At 36.0% G+C, this 23,887-nt stretch carries 24 protein-coding genes; 15 read left to right on the forward strand and 9 right to left on the reverse strand.

Going from position 1 to position 23,887, the window contains the following annotated elements; all coding sequences use genetic code 11:
* Positions 1 to 73 precede the first annotated feature (73 nt).
* From G8Y85_RS07400 to G8Y85_RS07410, 3 genes are all read left to right on the forward strand, one after another.
* Positions 74 to 457 carry an SA0632 family lipoprotein gene (locus tag G8Y85_RS07400; protein ID WP_174167448.1) on the forward strand — a complete coding sequence of 128 codons (384 nt, stop codon included), beginning with the start codon at positions 74 to 76 and terminating at the stop codon, positions 455 to 457.
* A 99-nt stretch (positions 458 to 556) separates the two neighbouring features.
* Complete coding sequence (locus G8Y85_RS07405) at positions 557 to 856, forward strand: hypothetical protein (RefSeq protein WP_037566439.1); 300 nt, start codon at positions 557 to 559, stop codon at positions 854 to 856.
* 76 nt (positions 857 to 932) lie between these two features.
* Entirely contained in the window at positions 933 to 1,484 is a 552-nt protein-coding gene (locus tag G8Y85_RS07410) for a GNAT family N-acetyltransferase (RefSeq protein WP_060552410.1), read from the forward strand.
* A gap of 81 nt (positions 1,485 to 1,565) precedes the next feature.
* On the opposite strand, the gene G8Y85_RS07415 is transcribed toward G8Y85_RS07410, so the two are convergent.
* The 6 genes from G8Y85_RS07415 to G8Y85_RS07440 form a co-directional block, all read right to left on the reverse strand.
* Positions 1,566 to 2,132: an LOG family protein gene (locus G8Y85_RS07415; protein WP_165805649.1), complete on the reverse strand. Its 567-nt coding sequence runs from the start codon at positions 2,130 to 2,132 to the stop codon at positions 1,566 to 1,568.
* On the reverse strand, positions 2,128 to 2,598 hold the full coding sequence (locus G8Y85_RS07420) for a YaiI/YqxD family protein (protein WP_165805637.1): 471 nt from the start codon (positions 2,596 to 2,598) through the stop codon (positions 2,128 to 2,130). Before G8Y85_RS07420 ends, G8Y85_RS07415 begins: the two co-directional genes overlap by 5 nt.
* Before the next feature lies 1 nt (position 2,599).
* A complete protein-coding gene (locus tag G8Y85_RS12360; protein ID WP_245203088.1) occupies positions 2,600 to 3,886 on the reverse strand; it encodes a hypothetical protein in 1,287 nt (428 codons plus the stop codon).
* 201 nt (positions 3,887 to 4,087) lie between these two features.
* Complete coding sequence (locus tag G8Y85_RS07430; RefSeq protein WP_037566443.1) at positions 4,088 to 4,444, reverse strand: DoxX family protein; 357 nt, start codon at positions 4,442 to 4,444, stop codon at positions 4,088 to 4,090.
* Between the two features lie 31 nt (positions 4,445 to 4,475).
* The gene (locus tag G8Y85_RS07435) at positions 4,476 to 5,123 is read right to left on the reverse strand and encodes a CPBP family intramembrane glutamic endopeptidase (RefSeq protein WP_165805638.1); all 648 of its coding nucleotides are present in this window, start codon (positions 5,121 to 5,123) and stop codon (positions 4,476 to 4,478) included.
* A gap of 405 nt (positions 5,124 to 5,528) precedes the next feature.
* On the reverse strand, positions 5,529 to 6,383 hold the full coding sequence (locus tag G8Y85_RS07440; RefSeq protein WP_037566446.1) for an undecaprenyl-diphosphate phosphatase: 855 nt from the start codon (positions 6,381 to 6,383) through the stop codon (positions 5,529 to 5,531).
* A gap of 248 nt (positions 6,384 to 6,631) precedes the next feature.
* On the opposite strand from G8Y85_RS07440, the gene G8Y85_RS07445 reads away from it, so the two are divergent.
* On the forward strand, positions 6,632 to 8,236 hold the full coding sequence (locus G8Y85_RS07445; RefSeq protein WP_165805639.1) for an ABC transporter ATP-binding protein/permease: 1,605 nt from the start codon (positions 6,632 to 6,634) through the stop codon (positions 8,234 to 8,236).
* A 71-nt stretch (positions 8,237 to 8,307) separates the two neighbouring features.
* Complete coding sequence (locus G8Y85_RS07450) at positions 8,308 to 9,957, forward strand: amino acid ABC transporter ATP-binding/permease protein (RefSeq protein WP_165805640.1); 1,650 nt, start codon at positions 8,308 to 8,310, stop codon at positions 9,955 to 9,957.
* A gap of 209 nt (positions 9,958 to 10,166) precedes the next feature.
* On the opposite strand, the gene mgrA is transcribed toward G8Y85_RS07450, so the two are convergent.
* Entirely contained in the window at positions 10,167 to 10,604 is a 438-nt protein-coding gene (gene mgrA / locus G8Y85_RS07455) for a global transcriptional regulator MgrA (RefSeq protein ID WP_037566449.1), read from the reverse strand.
* Between the two features lie 220 nt (positions 10,605 to 10,824).
* Between mgrA and G8Y85_RS07460 the strand changes: the two genes are divergently transcribed.
* From G8Y85_RS07460 to mdh, 4 genes are all read left to right on the forward strand, one after another.
* A complete protein-coding gene (locus G8Y85_RS07460; protein WP_165805641.1) occupies positions 10,825 to 11,745 on the forward strand; it encodes a CobW family GTP-binding protein in 921 nt (306 codons plus the stop codon).
* 23 nt (positions 11,746 to 11,768) lie between these two features.
* Entirely contained in the window at positions 11,769 to 12,677 is a 909-nt protein-coding gene (locus tag G8Y85_RS07465; protein ID WP_103345904.1) for an aldo/keto reductase, read from the forward strand.
* Positions 12,678 to 12,699: 22 nt separating this feature from the next.
* Positions 12,700 to 12,984: a hypothetical protein gene (locus tag G8Y85_RS07470; RefSeq protein ID WP_060552417.1), complete on the forward strand. Its 285-nt coding sequence runs from the start codon at positions 12,700 to 12,702 to the stop codon at positions 12,982 to 12,984.
* A 151-nt stretch (positions 12,985 to 13,135) separates the two neighbouring features.
* A complete protein-coding gene (gene mdh / locus G8Y85_RS07475) occupies positions 13,136 to 14,080 on the forward strand; it encodes a malate dehydrogenase (RefSeq protein ID WP_060552535.1) in 945 nt (314 codons plus the stop codon).
* Between the two features lie 136 nt (positions 14,081 to 14,216).
* Here mdh and G8Y85_RS07480 read toward each other — a convergent pair whose 3' ends face one another.
* Together G8Y85_RS07480 and G8Y85_RS07485 are read right to left on the reverse strand one after the other, a co-directional pair.
* Entirely contained in the window at positions 14,217 to 14,936 is a 720-nt protein-coding gene (locus G8Y85_RS07480; protein WP_165805642.1) for a CPBP family intramembrane glutamic endopeptidase, read from the reverse strand.
* Positions 14,937 to 15,224: 288 nt separating this feature from the next.
* Entirely contained in the window at positions 15,225 to 15,842 is a 618-nt protein-coding gene (locus tag G8Y85_RS07485) for a DUF1361 domain-containing protein (RefSeq protein WP_165805643.1), read from the reverse strand.
* Between the two features lie 208 nt (positions 15,843 to 16,050).
* On the opposite strand from G8Y85_RS07485, the gene norA reads away from it, so the two are divergent.
* The 6 genes from norA (at position 16,051) to G8Y85_RS07515 (ending at position 23,839) form a co-directional block, all read left to right on the forward strand.
* The gene (norA, locus tag G8Y85_RS07490; protein ID WP_103345900.1) at positions 16,051 to 17,211 is read left to right on the forward strand and encodes a multidrug efflux MFS transporter NorA; all 1,161 of its coding nucleotides are present in this window, start codon (positions 16,051 to 16,053) and stop codon (positions 17,209 to 17,211) included.
* 62 nt (positions 17,212 to 17,273) lie between these two features.
* A complete protein-coding gene (locus G8Y85_RS07495) occupies positions 17,274 to 19,601 on the forward strand; it encodes a CDP-glycerol glycerophosphotransferase family protein (RefSeq protein WP_165805644.1) in 2,328 nt (775 codons plus the stop codon).
* A gap of 31 nt (positions 19,602 to 19,632) precedes the next feature.
* A complete protein-coding gene (ybaK, locus tag G8Y85_RS07500; protein WP_103345929.1) occupies positions 19,633 to 20,094 on the forward strand; it encodes a Cys-tRNA(Pro) deacylase in 462 nt (153 codons plus the stop codon).
* 154 nt (positions 20,095 to 20,248) lie between these two features.
* Entirely contained in the window at positions 20,249 to 21,004 is a 756-nt protein-coding gene (locus G8Y85_RS07505; RefSeq protein ID WP_037566461.1) for a DeoR/GlpR family DNA-binding transcription regulator, read from the forward strand.
* Complete coding sequence (gene pfkB / locus G8Y85_RS07510) at positions 21,001 to 21,924, forward strand: 1-phosphofructokinase (RefSeq protein WP_165805645.1); 924 nt, start codon at positions 21,001 to 21,003, stop codon at positions 21,922 to 21,924. The genes G8Y85_RS07505 and pfkB overlap by 4 nt, the downstream gene beginning before the upstream one ends.
* Position 21,925: 1 nt before the next feature.
* On the forward strand, positions 21,926 to 23,839 hold the full coding sequence (locus G8Y85_RS07515) for a PTS fructose transporter subunit IIABC (protein WP_103345898.1): 1,914 nt from the start codon (positions 21,926 to 21,928) through the stop codon (positions 23,837 to 23,839).
* The last annotated feature ends 48 nt before the right edge of the window (positions 23,840 to 23,887 follow it).

The following is a 23,887-nucleotide window of genomic DNA, read 5'->3' on the forward strand; positions in this document are numbered from 1 at the left end:
GTGACTAAAGATGCGTATACGATAGAACCATGATAAAATAGAACACAGTAATTCAGTGATGGAGAGAAGATAAATGAAAAAAGTACTCGGTGCATTGATAGCTAGTGCCATCCTTTTATCAGGCTGTGGGCAAAGTGAGAAGGATAAACTTCAAAATGAAATTAAATCCTTAGAACAAGAACAAAAAAGTTTAGAGAATGAGAATAAAAAATTAAAAGAACAAAGCAAAAAATTAGATGATCAAATTCAGCAAGTAAAAGAAGATATTAAGAAACCTGAATCATCTTCTAAAGAGAAGCATAAAACTAACGACAAAGAAAAGCACAAAGACAAACCATCTTCTCAAGCAAATGAAGACGCATCAAAGTCATCTGAACATGCGCATCATGATAAAGTAAAAGACAAAGAAAAAACAGTTCAAGATTCAAATGATAAGAAAACCTCCACGAAAGAATAAGTTATATTAAATAGTTGTACAGTGGGCGGTGCGTTTCGTCTCAGATGGTTTAGGGTAAAAAATTACATATATGATTGTAGAGAAAAGAGGGACTGAACTATGTACGAAAAAGAATTTAATCTCATTGAAGGTCGTGAAATGTCATTAGTTGAACTTGGCCGTGAAATCGAAAATATAACAGGTTACACATTAGTAGATTCTACAGGAGATATTAATCGATATATTGCGTTAAAACCAAATTTTAAACATGACTGGGAAACGTATACAGCTACATATCGATTAAATCATAAAAACGATTTTGTAGATGCGATTTTTACGACGACAAAAGGTCAAGATATGGCGCGTATTAAAGATAAAGCTGTTAAAATTCAACTCATTAGTTACATTTCAAGAGCATAGATTTTAGGTGTTAAACGCGTTCTTTAGCGAATGTAGCTATTGAGCGCTTTTTTATATTTGAAAAAGGAGGATTTCAATGTCTGTCTATATCGAAACGGAACGCCTGATTTTAAGAGATTGGGAAGATGAAGACTTATTACCATTACAACAAATGAATGCGAACCGACAAGTGAGGCGTTATTTTACAAGTTTATTGAGCTATCAACGTTCTAAACTCGATTTTGAAGCCATGCAACGCACATTGAAAAAACATGGTATTGGGTTGTTTGCAGTTGAACTAAAAGCAACGCATCAATGGATTGGATTTATAGGTTTAAATTACCTTACTAAAGAAAGCCCATATCCATTTGATGAACTTCCGTTTTATGAAATTGGTTGGCGATTGCTACCTGAAGTATGGAATAATGGTTTAGCGCAAGAAGGGGCTAAAGCTGTTTTGAAGTATGTTGAAAAAATGGATTTAGGACCCATCTATGCGATTGCAGCAAAAAATAATACAGCTTCTATCCGTGTGATGCAAAAAATTGGAATGACTTTTGTCGATTATTTTGATAAACCTGAATTAAGTCAATTCAATGAATTAAAAGAGAACGTAAGATATGTATGGACACCACAACAAAGTGCCTAAAGGAAGATGTAGATGATTTCCTTTAGGCACTTTTTGAATGTGAAGGGCGATGCTGCATTATTTTACAGTAGTTCAGGTACATTAATCATACGTTCTAGTAGATATCGGTTTAAAATTATTTAAACGTTCAATTAAAGCTTGAGGTTCGTTATGAACGTGTGCAAGGTGTTGATATTTACTGTCTATAAAACCTTCTTTTATCATATGTTGTATTAAAGAAACGAGGGGTTGGTAGAATTGATTTGTATTATAAATGCCGATTGGTTTTTGATGTAAACCGATTTGTGCCCATGTATAAATTTCAAAAAATTCTTCTAATGACCCTGCCCCACCTGGTGCAAGAATAAATGCATCAGCAAGTTCAGATATTTTCTGTTTGCGTTCATGCATAGAATCAACAAGGATGAGTTCTGTTAAATTTTGACTAGTAATTTCACGAGTATCTAAAAAGTGAGGCATGATACCAATTACTTTTCCACCGTGATCGAGGACACCTTGTTGAACGGCACCCATAATACCGATAGATCCTGCGCCATAGACAAGTTCGATGTGTTGTTCAGCTAAATATTTTCCAAGTTGGTAGGCTTCATTTACATAAATATCGTTATGGCCTTTACTGGCACCACAAAAGACTGCAATTCGTTTAATCATATTTGTGCTCCTTTTCTAATTCGTATTGAATAATGCGTTGAAGTGCAACTTCAAAATGATGACGTTGTGCTTCGGAGAATGGTTTAGGACCCTTCGAATATCTTCGAGATTTACGACGTTCCTGTTGACTATAAAATCGTTGCGTTAATAATTGATCGATATTGTCATTAGTGTAAAAGTAGCCTAAATGATGCATGACATATTTTGATTTTTGAAGTGCGATACTCGCGAGTCCGTAATCTTGTGTCACGATAAGATCGTGTACTTGCATCGATTTAATGATAGCAAAATCGACCGCATCGCGACCACCATCAATATATTTAAGTTGCACATGAGAGGAGTAATCTCGATTAGAATAATGCGCGTAACTACGAAATATGTATACAAAAATGCCTGTCCCTATAGTAAGTTCAATAATTGAATCTACTACAGGACAAGCATCGCCATCAATGAGTATACGCATATTACTTTTTTAACTTACTTAAAGCATCATCAGATACTTTATTCAGTTTTTCATCCTTACGTTGTTGGTCGTTGTCTTTCACATGTTTTTCCATTTGCGCATATTGTTGTTTGAAAAGTGGTGCGTGATTCAAGTTTTCGTCAACGTTTGTATTCAAACTTGTTTTCTCATCTTGAGGCCCTTGATTCGCATCATTTTTAGTGTTATGATGCGCTGATGATTGAGGTGTTTGATCTTTAGACACTAACCCTGTTTGGGCTTCAAAAGATTGTACTTCTGCCATTGACTTAATGCGTGGCGGTAACTTATCTTCAGACGGAGCTTCAGCAGCTAGGTCTACGTTTTGAGCACTTTTTTGTATTTTCTTTTCTAATTTTTTTGCTTGTTTTTGACGTTTTTTCTCGTCTTTCTTCTTTTGTTTTAACGCTTTTTTAGATGGTGTGCCTGTTTGGTCTTGGCCTGCTGTCATCGCTTTTGTACTTGCTGTAGCACCTAAAGTATCTGTATCTACAACGTGTTCAGATGGTTTTGGTGCATTTTTTTGAGCTTTTTTGAGTTGTTTCTGACGTAACTTTTGATTCTTTTTTGCTTGTTTTTCTTCTTCTTTATGGCGTTTTTCAATATTTTTTTGAAGCTTTTTATTCATTTTACGCGTTTGTACTTTATTTTTTTGTTCTAATTTGTCGCCATCTGCCATTACTTTAGAGCGGTCCTTATTTCCTTGGAACGCTTTTTCGTTAGCAGGAGATGCAAGCTCAAAATCTTTTGCGTCATTATTGCCAGGAACATGGCCTGCTTTTTCTTCATATTTCTGCATTTTTTCTAAGTTTTTAACCATATGCTTTTGGCGTTTTTCAATCGCTTTAGTTTCTTCTTTATGGCGCTTATCAATATGCTTTTGAAGTTTTTTATTAAACTTACTAATTTCTTTTCGGTTCTCAACTTCAAGTTCTTCGCCACGTGCACGCACATTTTCTTTTCTTCGATAACGTTGTGCTTCAGCTTCTTTTTTCATAGCTTTGTTGTAATCACGACGACGCTTTTGCGTAGCTAAGTTTTCTTTAAGCTGACCTGTGTTTGATACAACTGCGTGTGATACACGTCCAGCAGTCGACTTTACATGGTGTGCTGCATGTGTCGTTTTATGAGCCACAGTTTTAGAAGTATTCACAGTCACATCCGTCACTTTTTTGACTTCAGGATGTTCTTTGAATTTTTGACGTTCATTTATTAATGGAACGATAAAAATAGGTAATACGTTAATAATCGTTTTAATCGTTTTATTCATGCACGTTGCCTCCATTTAAGAATATACTTAAGTCCTTTTACCCTATGATACTAGAATATAAACGCACAATACAATTCATAAGGCGTGAACATACAGGGGAGAAATGCTATACGATTACTTTAAAACAGAATATAAAAACGGCCTAAAACACAAAAAAAGAATGAGACGCCATAGTGTCTCACCCTTATAGGGAGGTGCAAATTAATAGAATTGCATCCATTTATTCCATTTGTAACTACAAATACACGCTAAGTTCATCACAATATGAATAATTTCAAATTCAAAACCACTCACATAGCCGCGTCCTAACTTTAATGTGAAAATAGAGCCTAACATCACACTAATATAAAATACATTGACATAGGGTGTTAATATACCTGCAATCAGCATCACACCGCCAACGACTTCACCAATAGACATTAATACGGCAATCGTAGGAGGTAATCCAAGCGATCCCAAAAAGTGAATAGTGCCATCTAAGTCAACAAATTTTAATGTGCCGTGAACTAAAAAAGAAGTTGCAAGCATCCAGCGTATTAATAACATACCTAATTTCATAATGAACATCCTTTCTTGTTATAAGATTTATTTAAATAAATAGTGTACTCAATAAGTTGTTAAAGAAGTGAACGAGTATTGCTACTTCTATACGTTTTGTTTTTAAATAAACAAGCGCAAAAATAATGCCAGAATAAAAATATGGAAGATAGCCGATGAGAGAATCAGCTTCGTGTAACCATGCAAAAATGATACTGGACACAAGCATACCGATAAATAAATGATTTCTAAAAAACACCCGCATTACTATACCACGCATCACAATCTCTTCTGAAATTGCAGGTATAGCTGCAATACTTAATATTGCTGCCCAAGTAGGTACGTCTTTAAAATCATTGAAAATGTTGTCATCATTGACGCTATTAGCATCTATGAAGTAGTCAAAGAGGTAATCTAATCCTATCATTAGAAGCAGCCCAGCAATGACTAAAAGCCAGTCACTTAATGTTAATGCACGAAATGACAAAAGTGAAATGCCACAACGTTGCATTATTAAAAGGATGATACAAATTAAAAGAAAAGAAATCACTGCCCATATTGCATGGGTAGGGGTTTCATTACTTATTTCAAAAGCAATACTAAGCAGTATTGCAAACAATAATCCTTTACCAAATGCGTGCATATAGGGTGCCTTTGTTACGGCCAAATCATCATCGAATCGTTTCCTTAGAGGGGTCATACATTCACCTTTCAAATTTATTTATAATGATATATTAAATGGTTTAGATAAAAATAAACATTAAATGAATCTTAAATATAATAAGGGGATTAGAATTAAGTTGATTTTAATATTGGCGTAGTGGAGAGGAGAAATATAGAAGGGGCTGATACATAATTCATTGCAATTGATGATTGTCCCTAACGCCTCGATTTTTAGGCGCCTTACCTCAAAATGAAATTTCGGTATCGGCTTAATGCTTTAGAAACTCGGCTAAAGGATCAATCACAATTCATCATATTGTTTGACACTAAGACTCAATTTATTTAGATAAATAAAAGCCAACAAAGTTCATGTATCAATGAATTTTGCTGGCATATTTTTAATTAACTGGTGTATTATGTGCCACCTTTGAAAGATACGATATTATTTAATGATGCCATAATAAACAACTGCGATGACTACTACAAGCACGATTCGATAAATCGCAAATGGCAATAATTTGACACGTTTAATTAATGATAAGAATAATTTAATCGATAATAGACCGAAAATAAAGGCTGCAAGAAAACCAAGAATATAAAATGGAATATGTGTTAAATGAATATAGCTAAAGTTTTTAATTAATGATAAGCCACTAGCGGCCATCATAATAGGGACAGCCATCATAAATGTAAAATCTGAAGCGGATTTATGATCCATTTTCATTAAGACACCTGTTGAAATGGTAGAGCCCGAGCGTGAAAATCCAGGCCACATTGCAATAGCTTGAGAAAGACCAATTACAAACGCTTGAAAATAATTTATTTCATCGACATTTTTAGGGTTGCGTACACCGCGGCTATATTTATCTGCAATAATCATATAAATTGCACCTAAAAATAGACCAATTAATACAGTAGGCACACTAAAGAGATGTTTTTCGATAAAATCATCAAATAATACACCTAAAATACCTGCTGGAATCATACCTACTAAAATATGAGTAATTTTTAAACGTCGAGGTTTAGAGCGACGTCCTTCTTGAACTTCAGGTGCATATTTTCCAATATGAAGCATTTCAAAATATTTATGCCTAAATACCCACGCTGCAGCAAAAACAGAACCTAATTGAATCACAACTTTAAAAGTAAAAGCCGATTCTGATCCTAAAAATTGCGTAGATTTTAACCACATATCATCAACTAAAATCATATGGCCTGTTGAAGAAACGGGTGCGAACTCCGTTAATCCTTCTACAATACCAAGCACTAATGCCTTAAGCAATTCAAAAAATAGCATAACATTAACCCTCTTTATGTTTAATTTTTACTTTATAACTTAGCATATCATAGCACATCTTAATAAGCATGTCTTAATAAATAAATGCTATCAGTCCAAAGTATGAGCATCTCACATGTAAATAAACTGTCACAACTTTTTATGAAAACAAGCGTCATCAAATGCACGAAAAAATACAACCCTATATACTAGTAATACATTCATTGTAAACTGAAAAAGTATTCACGCAAATGTAAAGGACGGATAATATGAAATGGCTTCACAGTTGGTTAAAAAAATATAGGCGGTTTGCGGTGCTCTTAAGCGTGACAAATATCATGTTAGCGCTCATTATCATTACCCAAAATATTACGATTGCAATGATACTTAATGAATTATTATTAAATCAAAGCCATCATTGGCAAACGTTACTTATCATTTTAGCATTTGCACTCTTATTAAGAGCCACTTTCATGATGCTCAATGATTGGCTTGGTACACGTTTAAGTCATCATGTTAGAGGAACAGTACGACGTCAATTACTGCAATTACAATCGCAACAACCGGTTGGAACACGACTCGCTATTGCTACTGAAACGTTAAAAGAGATGCTACCGTTTTTCAAAACGTATTTACCACAACTTTTTAAATCTACATTGATTCCAATATCTATCATTATTACAATGTTCTTAATTAACCTTCCAACGGCCATCATTATGATGGTGACAGCACCTTTTATCCCGTTATTTTATATTATTTTTGGGTTGAAAACACGAGATGCTGCTAAAGATCAGATGACGTTTTTAAATCAATTCAGTCAACGATTTGTCAATTTAACACGTGGTTTAGTGACTTTAAAGTTATTTCAACATACGGATCGCGCCGTTAAAAAAATTGAACATGAAAGTACTCAATTTCGTGATAAAGCCATGATTATTTTGAAAAGTGCATTTTTATCTGGTTTGATGCTAGACTTTATAAGTATGCTTGGCATTGGACTTGTAGCGCTAGAAGTTGGGTTAAGTTTAATTGTATTTCACCGTATTTCGTTTTTAACCGCTGTGATTGCTTTAATACTAGCGCCTGAGTTTTATAACGCGATTAAAGATTTAGGACAAGCGTTTCATGTTGGTAAAGAAAGTGAAGGGGCGAGTGAAATTATTCGAAATACACTTCAAGCACCGTCGGAAACACATGAAACGCCGCAAAAAATCGCAAATCAAGATGCATTAATTCAATTAAATCAAGTATCATTTCGCTATCCAAATGCAACGCATCATGCAATAAAAGCGATAGATGCTAAAATCTATGAAGGTGATCATATTGCGCTTGTAGGTCCGAGTGGCGCGGGGAAATCAACGCTCGTACGATTACTCTTAGGTGAAGTGAAGGCTTCAGAAGGAAACATTACATTTTCAAAAAAAATTAATATTGGTTATTTATCTCAAAATCCTTATATTTTTAATGCATCAATTGCAGACAATATCACGCTATTTAATGACATTGATGACAATAGCATTAAAGGTGTACTTGAAGAAGTAGCGTTAGGCCATAAGATTAAACAATTTCAAGAAGGTATCCATACGCGTATCGGTGAAGGCGGAGAAATGTTATCAGGTGGAGAAATGCGCCGTATTGAACTTGCCAGAGTATTATTGTTAAAACCTGATGTCATTATTTTGGATGAACCAACAACTGGATTGGATCGTAGCACTGAACGTAAAATACAAGAAGTCGTCCAACGCCATTTTGCGCATATTACGCAAATCATGATTGCGCATCATCAAGCATCGTTGATACATGCCCATCGACGTTGGTATATCGAGCAAGGGTGTTTGATTAAAGATGATGAAACGATTTTGACAGAAATTTAATTCAATACGTTGTAGAGGGTGATAAAACTAATTAAAAAGTACAAAGACAACAAAATGGAGGTGAGATATATATGGAAAGTGACAAAACGAATGTATTAAGTCAATCAGTGAATATAAAATGGAACCGTGATATTGTAGTAGCTATTGTTTTAGGTGTTGTGGGAAGTAGTGTAGCCTTAGCGATGTTTTTCTTTAGTGGCTATATGATCACACAAAGTGCACTAGGTGCGCCACTTTATGCGCTTATGGGTCTCATTGTCACTGTAAAACTATTTGGCTTTACACGGGCGATAACGCGTTATTATGAACGTTTGCTCTCACATCGCGCGACCTTCACAATGTTACGTGATGTAAGAGTGCACTTTTATCAAGCGTTGATTCCTATCGTTCCTAATGTTTTTAGACAATTTAAAACAAGTGACTTATTAGGCAGAATGGTTTCACAAATTGAGGCGTTACAAAATATTTATTTACGCGTGTATTATCCACCGATTGTATTAACATTGACAAGTGGATTAACCATTGGTGTTTTGTTTTATTTTTCAATTTGGCATGCACTGACGCTTTTAATTGTGATTGGACTCTCGCTATGGTGTATTCCATGGATGAGTGCTAAGCGTGCAACAATGATTAAAAAAGATATGGACCAAAAATATCAAATGTTAATGCATCAATATTATGATTATATTTTAGGGTGTGAGGAATTAAAACGGTTTGGTCAGCGTCACTCTTATGAAACACGTCTTTTAAAAGCAGAAGCAGCACTCAGTGACGTGGAGTATCGAGAACAAAAGTTTCATATTATTTACCAATACATCTTAAATGTGATAAGTATGATAGCTATATTTATGACTATTTTATTAACTGCGATCCAGGTGAAATCTGGAGCATTTGATCCTATCTATGCTACAAGTATTGTACTGATGTTACTCACTTTATTTGAGCAACATGTCATGATGAGTCAGGTGGCCTATTATAAAAGTGAGACAGATGAGGCAATCCATCAATTAAATGATGTGATGTCGGTGGCGCAATTAGATGAAGGGACACACCACGTTAAAGTACATCAATTAGACAAGCAAACACCATTATTTCATCTCGAAGGTGTATATCATCAATTTCCAACGCAACAACGCGACACTTTAAAAGATATTCATCTTAATATTCATAGGGGAGACCATATTGCAATTATAGGGGCGTCTGGTTCTGGTAAATCGACATTGTTACACATTTTATTGGGACTATATCCAATTTCTGAAGGAAAGATGGCTATAGGAGGTCAAGTTGATTTTCATCGCACGCATTGGCTGACTCAAGTGAACCCACTTATGCAAGATGCACAATTTTTTGATGGCACACTTCAAGACAATTTATTAACTACGTATGGTGAGGAAGCGTGTCTCGATGCTTTACACCGTGTGGGTCTTGATAATATTCCATTAACAAGAGCAGTTACATTAAACAAAAATGCGTTATCAGGCGGTGAGTTTCAAAGATTAGCAATTGCCCGTTTATGGTTAAAAAATGCGCCTGTATGGATTTTAGACGAGCCTACTAAGGGCATTGATGCGCAACAAACGTCACATATCATGCGTCAAATGCATCAAACTGCAGAAACACTCATTGTTGCAACTCATAATTTAGAAATATTAAAGGACTTTGATGTCGTTTATAAAATGGAAGAGGGTATGTTAACGCGCGTTGACCCTCAGTTACTTTGAAAGTACACAAAAAATCGTGATATGGAAGAAGGGCTTGGATTTTAATCCAAGCCCTTGGTTTCATGTGCCATGCTTTAACTATAAGGAAGAAGAATCGCCTATCTTCTTCACATATATGCTAAATAATCCAAATTTTAATCCATTTAGTTAGAATAGGGTGTAATAGCTTTAGGGCCTACACCTTTACTGAAGTTAATCTGTACACTCAATTATTTTGATTCACTAAAAGCAGTAATGATTTTATCAAGTAAACGGTTCAATTCTTTGATTTCATCGGGATCAAGCGAAGACGCTTCTGCAACTGTTTTTGAAGCGTTTTCTAATTCAGGTTTCATACTTTCACTTTTTTCAGTTAAATGTACGTATACTTCACGTTGATCGATTTCAGAACGTTCTCTTTTAATTAAATCGATTTGCTCCATACGTTTCAATAACGGTGAGACAGTACCTGTATCTAATGCAAGGTCTGTTACAACTTTTTTAACATTAACAGGTGACTGGTTCCAAAGAATTTCTAAAACTAGAAATTGTGGATACGTTAAGTTGTACTTTTTGAAAATTTTGTTTGAATAATAACGATTCACTTGACGTTGTGCATTATACAAACTAAAACATACTTGCTCTTTTAAATTAAGATGATCAGACATAATTTTTTTCCTCCAGACATTCTATCCGTATTTCTCTCTCACGGATGGGAATCCGTCCATAATTGAGTGGATTTAAGTCGCTCTACTTAAATCTATGCTATGCTAAAAATAAAGCATGCAGTAATTTTAGAAGATTCTACACACTTTATCAAGCTAAAAGACAGATTTACACATACATTGTTGAAAATTTGTTGTTTATTTAAGAGAAAGGTTAGATTTTATGTTAAATAATAAAACAAAAGTTACAATTGTAAACGGTTTTTTAGGGAGCGGAAAAACCACATTCTTAAGTAATTATATGCCCCAAATATTAAAAAATGATGAGAAAGTTGCGCTAATTGTAAACGAATTCGGTAACTTTGACATGGATAGCGAACTTTTAAACCATATCGATACGAAAGTGTCTTTAATGCATGGTTGCGTATGTTGTGACTTACAAACAGAGCTCGTGAGTACCATACACCATTTAATCATACATAATCAAGTAGAACACATTGTAATTGAAGCGACAGGCATCGCAAATCCTATTGATATGTTGATGGCGTGTGAAGACCCTATAATTTCACAACGCGTTCAATCCCCTCTAGTCATCACAATTGTTTCAGCATCTGATATTTGTCGTAAAGCATCCTTTAGCCAAGTCAAACAACAATTAATAGAAGACCAAATGCGTGCCAGTCATCATATCATCATCAATAAAATCGATTTGCTAGACAATGCGGAACAGCAAACAGAGGCTGTTAAAGCTGTTCGAAAGTATGCACCACATAGTCAAATCATTTCAACGTCATATGGACAGTTGTCCCCAGTGCTTTCCTACGATAACACTACCCAGAAAATGCCCGCTCAAACGACAGGTCACCCAACTTTTCAAAGTATGACGTATACCTTTCAAGGTCCTATTGCCCAAGATGCATTTATCGAATTTATATTGAAGTTACCTGAAACGATACATAGAGCGAAAGGATTTATTCGATTTAGAGCAGAACCGCAAGAAACAATAGTATTTCAATTTGCACAACCTGTACCTTCTTTAGAAAAAATAGGTGAAAGTGATGTACCACTTTCAATCGTTTTGATCGGAGAACATTTAGATAAAGCGCAATTAAGAAATCAGTTAGATATGTTACAATTTAGCTAATAGTAGAAGCGGGGTGGCTTATAATGGAAAAAGTATCAATTAACCAACACGTGTCTTACTCAAAAATAATTCAAGGGTTTTATCGTGCTGATTGTTGGCACATGTCCAAGCAAGAATTAAATACATTTATTCATCAATTAGTAGCGCGTGGAGTTACAACGATGGACCATGCAGATATTTATGGAAAATACACAGTTGAACAAATGTTTGGAGAGGCTTTAAAGTTATCACCTCATTTAAGAGAGAAGATTGAAATTGTAACGAAGTGTGGAATTGTACAGCCTAATGATATTTTTCCAGATCAAACAGCACACCGATATGATTTAAGTAAAAAGCATATTACACGTTCTGTTGATCGTGCTTTGAAAAATTTGGGTGTAGATTCGATCGATACATTATTGATTCATCGCCCATCACCATTAATGAAACCATGTGAAATTACAGAAGCACTTCAAGATTTAGTTGAAGAAGGTAAAGTGAAGTCTTTTGGTGTATCAAACTTTAGACGTTCCCAATACGAATTGCTGAATGATTGTTTAAAAGATGACCGCTTTCATATCGCAGTGAATCAAGTAGAAATTTCACCGTATCATTTAGATGCATTCCACGATGGTACGATTGATGATATGTATAAAGATGATGTGAAATTAATGGCGTGGGGACCTTTTGCAGGAGGAAAGTTATTTGATCCAACTGATAAAAAATCACAACGTGTCCTTCCAGTATTAGAACGGCTTGCAAAAGAGTACAATACCCATGTCGCATCTATTATTGTCGCTTGGTTTCATAAACACCCAGCGTCTATCTTACCTATATTAGGCACGCATCGGATAGAACGTGTTGACCAAGCTATTCATGGATTAGACATTTCATTGAAAGAACAAGATTGGTTTGATATTTATACCGCAGCTCAGGGATATGATATACCCTAAGTCATTTAAAGGAGATTGAAATATGGCTCATGATTCTAAACGCCAACAATTTGTGTTTATGCGCAATATGATTGCGTTACCTTATGTTCTATTTGCCATTTTAATGATGATGGTGGTACTTTTTTCGCCACAATTAATTTGGTTTGTAGCAATAACGGGTGTGTTTATGGTCTATCACGTTATTGCCACGTTTATAGCATTTTTATTGAAGTACGGCAAAATTTGTTTAATATTACTCTTTATGACGCTTTGTGTTGTAGGGGGATTTGCTGCAATTCTTCACGTGTTTTTAACATTACATGCATAATCATGATAACAGTTCAGGCAGCCAATTTACGTAGGTGATTGCTGTCTGAAATATTTTTTTACAATTAACGAAAACGCTTTCATAAAATCAGTTCATTCCACGAGTACAATGGTATAATAAGGATGAAAAGAGTATAAGGGGGAGCATGTTGATGAAACGTAAAAAAGTCACAATAGTAGGGTCTGGACATACTGGCGCAACATTAGCATTTATTATTGCTACACATGATATTGCGGATGTTGTTTTAGTAGATCGCAAGAAGAACGAAGCACAAATCAAAGGGAAAACATTGGATATTTTACAAAGTGGTTCGATACTAGGGTTTGATACGCATGTAACATCCACAGTTGATTATGCTGAAACTGCTGATTCAGATGTCGTAGTCATAACTGCTGGTGTGCCACGATTGCCAGGTATGTCGAGAGATGAGTTGATTCAAACCAATGAACAAGTGATGATTGAAGTCACAGAACAAATTGTTAAATATTCGCCACACTGTAAAATTATTGTATTGACGAACCCTGTTGACGCGATGACATATACAGTATATCAACATTCTGGATTTTCAAGTGAACGTGTGATGGGCCAGTCAGGTGTGCTTGATTCAGCACGCTTTAATACCTTTGTAGCTGAGGCACTCAATGTAGCTGTAAATGACGTACATGGTATTGTTTTAGGTGGTCATGGTGATACTATGGTGCCACTCATTCGACACTGTCATGTAAATGGGGTGCCAATTACAGAACTTTTACCTCAAGAGAAAATTGATGACATTGTAAAACGTACGCAAGGTGGAGGCGCTGAAATTGTAAAATTATTGGGTGATGGCTCTGCGTACTATGCTCCTTCAGCAGCGGTTTATGAAATGATTGAAGCAATCATTTTGGATAAGCAACGCGTGCTACCAACTATCGCATATTGTGATGGGACATACGGTTTAGAAGATTTATACATTGGTGTCCCTACCGTTGTAGGTGGGAAAGGGATTGAAAAAATAATCGAGCTGGATCTTACTAGTGAGGAGAAACAACAATTTAAACATTCTGCAGAAGCGGTCAGTGCGTTAAAGTCAACTTTAAAAAGTGTACAAAAATAAAACTGACATAGCGTGGCGGTTGTAAAAATGTACAATGGTGCATATTGAGTTACACATAAAGCGGATGCTTAGTAAATGACTAAAAGCCTTCAAAGTTCATCTTAACATGAATTTTGAAGGCTTATATATTTAATATTTATGCCAAGCTTTGTACGATAACGCCGACAAAGGATACGGCATTTACAAGCATATGTAAAAATATGGAAACCGCAATGTTACAATTTGTGCGTATATACATTATAACGAAAAGTGTTGCCATGACTAGGTAAGGTATCACTTCAAGTGGTGATTGGGCGTTAGTTACATGTAACATAGCAAAAGTCACCACAGAAATACCCCCCATCACCCAAACGCCAAACTTTTTACCGAGTTCACCAATAATAACATGCCTAAAAAGTAGTTCTTCAGTAATGGGAACTAAAATCACTAAAACGATAAAAACTAAAGGCAACCAGGCTTTATCTTGAAATAATTCGACGATGCCTTTTTGGTTGACTGTAGTATCAAATTGCCAAGATTTAGGCAATAATTTGAAAGTGATGCTCATAACGATACTTACAACTACATATAAAATATAAGCGAATAAGACGAGTTTCATCTGTGATTGAAGTTCTCGTAATCGTTGGAAATTTTTTGTTTTGAGATGCTTCCGATGTGACCATATTAAGAATGATATCACAGATAAACTCGTGCATACACTCGTTAATAAAAACACCTTCGGATGTTCGATGTTATAGTTAAACAAAACCGGATGAATAGAATAAATTATAAAACTGAAAACCATAGCACTTATATAATAAATAACGAAGCCTAACAAATCTCTCCATGCAGGGCGAAGCGTTTTATGTTGATTCATACCAACCCTCCTTAAAAAATGAATACTTCTATTTAACCACAAAAAGTACTATATACAATAATACAAATTCAAAAAATGTAATAATATACATGTACTTTAAACGTAATTTTATATTTAAGGGGACTTTCCACTCTGGGTAGTGCCGTTCATAATAAAAAAGTTGAATTAAAAATAATCCGATGCCAAAAGGCATAAAGAACAACATGATTGCCCAATATAAAGGCCATTTAAGTTGGTAAAGCAATATTGACATAAGGCATTGTAAGATGATGAGCAATAGTAACACAGTCATGATTTTGTTCTCACTCCTTTCAAGCATAAGAGTAAGAGGCATTGCATCAGTGCAATTAATCCAATAAATGTTATCGCATGAGCATCTATCGATTTTAAAGTTGAAATAACCACAGAAAATGGATTGTTAATGAGATGCACACTATGGAATCTTAAAAAACGGCCCACATAAATGCCCAATCCATTCAATAACGTCATTCCTAATAAAATGATGTAGCGGGTCCATAACGGAAATGGTAAATGAAAGAGTTCTAAAGCAATAAGTGTAAAACAATATACCGCAAATAAAACACCTGTCACCAATAATCCAAAATGAATCCATTCAATCAAAACTAAACCGGATAAAAAGCTAAACGAAAATTGATTTAAATGTATAAGGTCTGTCACCATGTAGAATGTATTAGGTAACATCAGTATAAAAATGCCCAGATATATGAGAAATAATGGCCATTCGAATAACCGTTTAGGTACGAATAATTTTAGTAGATATGCGAGTTCTAAAGGGATATAGGCGAGTGTCAGATTTAATAATAAAAATTTGAAATGGTTCGGAACAACGAGTGTTGTGACGAATAAAAATACATATAAGAGCCGAGCGATATAACGCGCTTGCATCTCATCCCTCCTCGAAATTGATGAATATGATAAACTGAAACTAATCTTTATGCGATAATGGTTTTAAAAAGTACGTGCCCATAGACTTGATATCCGTCAAATACACTACGGAATATCTATTGAAATTTCAACTCATAACGCTTTCCAATTTATGTTGACTATTATATAATATGCTAACCATTTTTAATTGTAGGGGGTGTATTGAACCATGACAAAACAGTTTATCATTTTATATATGAATATATTTCTCATCTTTTTAGGCATTGGTCTTGTCATACCGGTATTGCCAATTTATTTAAAAGATTTAGGATTAACAGGTGCAGATTTAGGGGTTTTAGTAGCAGTTTTTGCACTTGCACAGATGGTAATCTCTCCCTTTGGTGGCACACTTGCAGATAAGTTAGGTAAAAAACTTATCATATGCATTGGATTAATTTTGTTTAGTTTATCAGAGTTCTTATTTGCGATTGGTCATACATTTCCTATTTTAATGATTTCTCGTGTGTTAGGTGGATTTAGTGCAGGTATGATTATGCCTGGCGTTACGGGGCTTATTGCCGATATTTCACCTGCGCAAGATAAAGCACGTAATTTTGGCTATATGTCTGCAATTATTTCTGCTGGCTTTATATTAGGTCCAGGTATTGGTGGATTTTTAGCAGAAATCTCTCACCGTGTACCCTTTGTTTTTGCAGGTATACTTGGTATTTTCGCATTTGTGGGTACCGTATTCTTTGTCAAAACATCTCAAGACACATCTACACAAGGCTTTACTACACTTGAGACACACAAATTAAGTCAGGTTAATTTAAAAATGTTTGTAACGCCTGCACTTTTAACCTTAATTTTAGCGCTTGGATTATCAGCATTTGAAACTTTATTCCCTTTATATACGGCAGACAAAATGGATTTTCAACCTTCAGATATCTCTATTGCAATAGTAGGCGGAGGCGTATTTGGAGCAATCTTTCAAATATTTTTCTTTGATAAATTAATCCGTCATTTTAATGAATTAACGTTTATTACGTATGCATTAATCTACTCTGCCATTGTATTAAGTTTTCTTATTTTTGCTTATTCATACTGGCAAGTCATGGTGATTTGTTTTATTGTGTTTATCGGTTTTGACTTAATCCGACCTGCGTTAACAAATTATTTTTCAAATATTGCAGGAGACCGACAAGGGTTTGCTGGGGGCATCAATTCTACATTTACAAGTATGGGCAACTTTGTGGGGCCTTTAATTGCAGGTGGGTTTTATGATTTGAATATTGAATATCCGTTAATCATGTCTATCGCATTTATGTGTTTAGGTTGTATCATTATATTTATTGAACAACGATTGAGGTCTCATTATAAAGCGTCTTGATTTGAGACTTGCATAGATATCCAATAAAGTAGTTATGTTTATAAAAAGTAGGAGCGACAAAGATGCATATTAAAATATTAGGATTTAACTTATTTCAAAAAGGGGGGACATCACGCAGTAATCTGAACTTACTACGTGCCCTTAAAGCAGCGAATCATACGGTCACATACATTAATTATGTACCATTTCGTAAGCGCCATGTCGAACACTTAAAAAAAACAGCTGTTCGCGAAATAGAGGGCGTAAATTTTGAAAGTTTTCATAATGTGAAATCTTTAACTGCGTGTGATGTGCTTATTTTAACAAGAGAAGATTTTTTTAAATATGCGCGTGAGGTGAAACGTCAAGCACCGACAATTCAAATTTTAGGTGAAATACATGCGCCTTTAGCATATATTAATCCATCTTTTGATTTGGCATTAGAAGCAATAGATGCAGTGCGTGTCAGTACGCCGGACATCGCAAAAGCGTTTGCATCACGATTTGAATATCCTTACGTTTTTCCGATGTATGTTAATACAGATCATATTGTCTTTCAACCTCAACCAAGTCCTAACACGAAAGCACTCATGATGAAAGCGCGTTTTGAGGATGCTATAAAAGACATTTCTTACGCTCTAAAGTTAATGCATTTCATTGTTTACACAAAAGGTCACCATGATGTTGAACTTCATATACAAGGGTATGGTCCTTCTTTAGAATTATATGAACAACTTATTACGTATTATCAATTAGAACGCCAAGTTTTTTTGAATGGAGACATACCAAAGCATGCGATATATATTTCAACTTCTCCTTATGAAACGTTAGGTTATTCTATACTAGAAGCAATTGGTGATGGCAACCAAGCATGCATCTATCCTGGAGATGACGCGGTACTAACATCGATTTATCAACCGTTTCACGCTGTCCATTTTTTAAATAAACAGTTAGAACATGATTACCAAGTTATTATGGCCACCATTCAAGAAACCTATACGGACACCATACGTAATGAAGACTTTCACTATTTTAATCAACAATTTCAATATGAGGACTATAGCGACACATTGTTAAGGCAATTGGCTGAAAAGGCGGATCAGCATGTGATAACGCCACATTTAATAGAAAAAACGCGTGTTGAACTGCCATTCTATTACAGTCGATATGTCGTAAAACATACCGTAAAAAAAGCGTTGAACCGTTTGCCTAATAGCTTTAAACGCGTACTGAATAAAAAGTCACGACTCTATCAATATATGCGTCGAGGGATATTTGCTGTAGAAAAACAAGTGAAACAACGACGTCAACAGCGCATACATCCTTCGCGTTCTCATGTGTTTATTGAATCTTTTCATGGCAAAAATTTTTCGGGCGATCCTAAAGCAATCGCACTTGAAATTCAGCGTCAATATCCTGACAAAGTTATATATGTTAGTGCTGCGAATGAATATGTTGATATTGAAATACGCCAATTTGATATGCAACCTGTTCGTTTTGGGTCACGTGAATACATTCAAGCGTTTGAACGTGCGCAATTTGCCGTGATTAATGGTAACTTGTGGGATCGTTTACTCAAACATCCAAAACAAACTGTGATTCAAACGTGGCATGGGATGCCTTTAAAACGGATGGTGAATGATTTGATGGATCCAGTAGAACGCCAACAACAAAGTGAAGCGTTCTTGCCTAGAATGTTAAAATGGGATGTTTTACTGTCGTGTTCAGAACGTTATGAAGCATTGATTTCAAGTGCGTTTAATTTATCTCAACATCCATCATTAAATATTTGGCGCGAGGGTGCACCACGTAACAGTATGCTTATTAGGCATCAAGAGGATGAGCATAAGCGTCACGACATTCAAGAAAAATATGTGGGGATAGCGACTCCGGAGAAACGATATATCTTATTTTGTCCAACATGGCGTAAATCGCAACGTCAAAATGTGTCAGAACTTGATTTGAAGACGCTTGTGCATTTATTACCTGACAACTATGAAGTCATTGTGAAACTACATCCAAATGAAGGTCATTTGTATACTACTTATCGTAATATGGATTCGCGTATTCATTGCTTTATGAATGAATGGGTAGACATACAAGAATTATACTTAATATGCGACGCGCTCATTACAGATTATTCATCAGCGTTATTTGATTACGCACATTTAAATCGTCCAATAATCGTATTAGATGAAGATACACAGGATTATCATCAAACTGTGGGCTTTTATTTTGAATTGGATGAAATGGTTTCCGTGAAACAATGTACTGCAAATGCAGAAGTCATTGCAGATTACATCTTAAAGCATAAAAGCGTAGACCATTCGGCTATTATTCGTAAATTCATGGTATTGGATCATGAAGCATCTGATAAAAATATCGTAAATCACATGTTTAGTGATAAGTAGGAGAGGACTTATAGTGAAAAAAACGAATGCAATGCGACTCTTAGATAAGCACAAGGTAACGTATGATGTACGCGCATTTGAAGTGAGTGAGGCACATATGGATGGGGAAATGGTGTCATCAAAAATCGGTGTGCCCCCTCACCAAGTTTTTAAAACACTAGTCTTAGAAAATGAGAAGCGCGACCATTTTGTTTGTGTCATCCCTGTGAGTGCGCAACTCGATTTAAAATATGCAGCGCAACAATTTCGTCAAAAGAAATTACAATTAATGCCTCTTGATGATTTAAAACGTGTAACGGGTTATATTCGTGGAGGGTGCTCGCCTTTAGGAATGAAGCGATTGTTTCCGACAATTATCGATCTTACAGCATTTTCACAAGATGTCATATATGTTAGTGGGGGTCAACGTGGCGTCCAAATAGGCGTTGCGCCAAAGACGCTCGCAACCATTGTAAATGCACAATGTGCACACATTTCAATCGCAAATAATTGAGTAATAATTTGACACATGTAGTGGTTTCGCAATGAAATCGCCCAACATGTGTCATTTTTATATCATTTTATGATTGTTTATGATTGTTTGTGAAAGAAAATGATTGATTTTTGGAAACGCATTCATTATACTGTAAGAGAAATGAGGTGGAGGCATGTTAACTGAAAAACGTCATGAGATGATTATTGCTGCACTTACACAACATCACTTTTTATCATTACAACATTTAATGGAGTACACAGGGTGTAGCGCGTCTACCATTCGTCGGGATTTAACGAAGCTACAAGATGAAGGTGTTTTAATTCGTGTTCATGGTGGGGCTAAACTGAGTCAAGTACAACATGAACTCGCATTAGATACAAAGCGAACGCAACATATTGATGAAAAAATACACATTGCTAAACAAGCAGCATCAATGATTAAAGATGGCGATAGTATTTATATTGATGCAGGTTCTACAACGTTAGAGATGATTGCGTATATTGATGCGCAAGATGTGACTGTAGTCACTAATGGTCTACCTCATGTCGATGCACTGATTAAAAAAGGTTTGCGTCCAATAGTTGTCGGAGGAACAATTAAAACGACAACAATGGCAGTTGTAGGTGTAAGAGCCGCCGACAGCTTAAAGCATTATTCATTTAATAAAGTTTTTTTAGGTATCAATGGCATTGATTGTGATGCAGGGTTCACTACACCTGATGAACAAGAAGCATTAATGAAAGAAAATGCGATGAAACAAGGGTTACAGACATATATTCTCGCTGATGCATCTAAATTTCATCAAAGTTACTTTGCACGAATTTATACGCAAGACGAACCAATTATTATCACGTCCCAAAAGGCGATGGATACGATTGATCTCAATCGTTTTAAAGCCAAATATGAATTTTTAGGAGGAGCAGAATGATATATACAGTGACTTTGAACCCATCAATTGATTATATTGTCTTTCTAGACGACTACCACACTGGTAAATTAAATCGTTCAACCGCAACGGCTAAATTTGCAGGTGGCAAAGGGATTAATGTATCAAGAGTTTTAAATACACTCAACGTTCCTTCCGTTGCGTTAGGGTTTATTGGTGGATTTCCAGGCCGATTTGTTCAAACGCAATTAGAAACGTCAGGTATTCCAACGCAGTTTACTGAGGTAGATGAAGATACACGCATTAATATCAAGCTGAAAAGTGACGATGAGACAGAAATTAATGCGCCTGGTCCACATATAACACAACACCATTTTCAAGATTTACTTAATCGTATCGCTCAAACAACAGAAAACGATATCGTTGTTTTAGCCGGCAGTGTGCCAAGTAGCTTGCCGCAATCAACGTATGCGGAGATTGCTAAAGTTGTAGAACAAACAGGAGCAAGACTTGTTGTAGATGCTGAAAAAGGATTGATGGAAGGAATATTACCGTATCATCCTTTACTTATTAAACCAAATCAACATGAACTTGAAGAGATGTTTCATACACAAATCACTACTGATCAAGAAGTGATTCACTATGCTACAAAACTTCTTCATAAAGGTGCACAAACCGTGCTCGTTTCACTTGGAGGAGACGGTGCGATTTATGTTGATCAACACTGTGCATATAAAATATTAGCGCCGAAAGGGACCGTGGTGAATACGGTAGGTGCTGGGGATAGTACGGTTGCAGGTATGCTTGCAGGTTTATCATTATCACTTTCAATCGAAGCGCAATTAGAACTGGCTATCGCAGCAGGCTCAGCGACCGCATTCAACGATGATTTGGCAGAACGTGATGCAATACAATCATTACAATCAAGCGTGTCAGTGACACCATTAAATAAGGAGGGGTAACATGAGAATTACAGAGTTACTCACGAAAGAAACCATTGCGATGGACTTAACAGCAACAGATAAAAAGAGTGCGATTAAGGAACTTGCATCGCAACTCGACAAGGCTGGAAAATTAAATGATGTCTCAGCATTTATTGAAGGGATTGAAAATCGCGAACGTCAAAGTTCAACTGGAATTGGAGAAGGTATTGCGATACCTCACGCTAAAGTTGCAGCTGTAGCACAACCGGCCATTGCATTTGGTAAATCGAAAGCGGGTATCGATTATGACAGTTTAGATATGCAGCCCGCACATTTATTCTTTATGATTGCAGCACCAGAAACAGGCGCACAAACACATTTGGATGCATTGGCAAAATTGTCAGGTATTTTAATGGATGAGGCAGTTCGTGCCCGTTTGTTAGACGCAACTACGCCTGAAGAAGTGTTGGCGATTATTAATGAAGCAGATGATGAAGCAACAGATGAAAATAGTGATATTCAAGAAACAGTGGCACCCTCAAACAATGACGAACCTTATGTTTTAGCGGTGACAGCTTGTCCAACAGGTATCGCGCACACATTTATGGCACGCGATGCATTGAAGAAACAGGCAGATCAAATGGGCGTTAAAATGAAAGTTGAAACGAACGGTGCAGGTGGTATTAAAAATAAATTAACTGATGAAGATATTGCGCGTGCAACTGGAATCATTGTTGCTGCCGATGTTCACGTGGAAATGAATCGTTTTGATGGTAAAAATGTCGTTCAAGTTCCAGTAGCAGATGGCATTAAGCGTCCTGAAGCGTTGATTCAAAGCGCCATGGATTCAAATAGAAAACCTTTCGTAGCAGAAGGGCGTCATGACAACTCTGAGTCAAAAGAAGAAAAATTAGGAATAGGTAAAACGATTTATAAACATTTAATGAATGGTGTTTCAAATATGTTACCGCTTGTCATCGCGGGTGGTATATTAATGGCTATTGTATTTATGATCGGACCAAACGCGTTTGATCCAAAAAGCTCGGACTATCATCCATTTGCGGCAACGTTATGGGAAATAGGGAATAAAAGTGCCTTTGCCCTTATTGTACCTATTTTAGCTGGATACATTGCACGAAGTATCGCAGATAAACCAGGTTTTGCTGCTGGTTTAGTGGGTGGTATGTTAGCTGTGACAGGTGGTTCTGGATTTATCGGTGGGATTATTGCCGGTTTCTTAGCAGGTTATTTAACGCAAGGGATTAAAGCATTAACGAAAAATTTCCCACCGATGTTAGAAGGTTTAAAACCGACATTAATTTATCCGATTTTCTCCGTTCTTATTACAGGCTTATTAATGATTTATGTATTTAATACGCCTGCAGCATGGTTAAATGAAGCACTTCAAAATGGACTTAACGGACTCTCAGGTTCTAACATTGTTATTTTAGGTATTGTAATTGGCGCGATGATGGCTATCGATATGGGTGGTCCATTCAATAAAGCAGCATATGTCTTTAGTACGGCTGCGTTAACAGCAGGAAACGCTGCACCGATTACTGCAGCCATGGTTGGCGGTATGGTACCACCTATCGCAATTGCCTTTGCCATGATTATCTTTAAAAGAAAATTCACGAGAGCACAACGTGGCTCTATTATTCCGAACTTTGTGATGGGCGCATCATTTATTACTGAAGGTGCGATTCCATTTGCTGCAGCAGATCCGTTACGTGTGATCCCATCCATGATGTTTGGATCAGGTATTGCCGGTGGATTAGCATTATTATTTGGTTCACGTATTCAAGCACCACATGGTGGTTTAGTTGTTATTTTCGGCACAGATATCAGTCATGCGCTATTTACAATAATAGCAATCTTAATCGGTGCGCTCGTAAGTGCTGTGCTTTATGGTATGTTAAAAAAGAATACTGAGACAGTTCAAGCTACGAAATAAATATCACATTTGCATGATAGTATCATAATTTAGTAGTTAAGACACGAA

It is taken from the genome of Staphylococcus sp. 11007852 (genome assembly GCF_011394325.1).
Classification (GTDB): domain Bacteria; phylum Bacillota; class Bacilli; order Staphylococcales; family Staphylococcaceae; genus Staphylococcus; species Staphylococcus agnetis.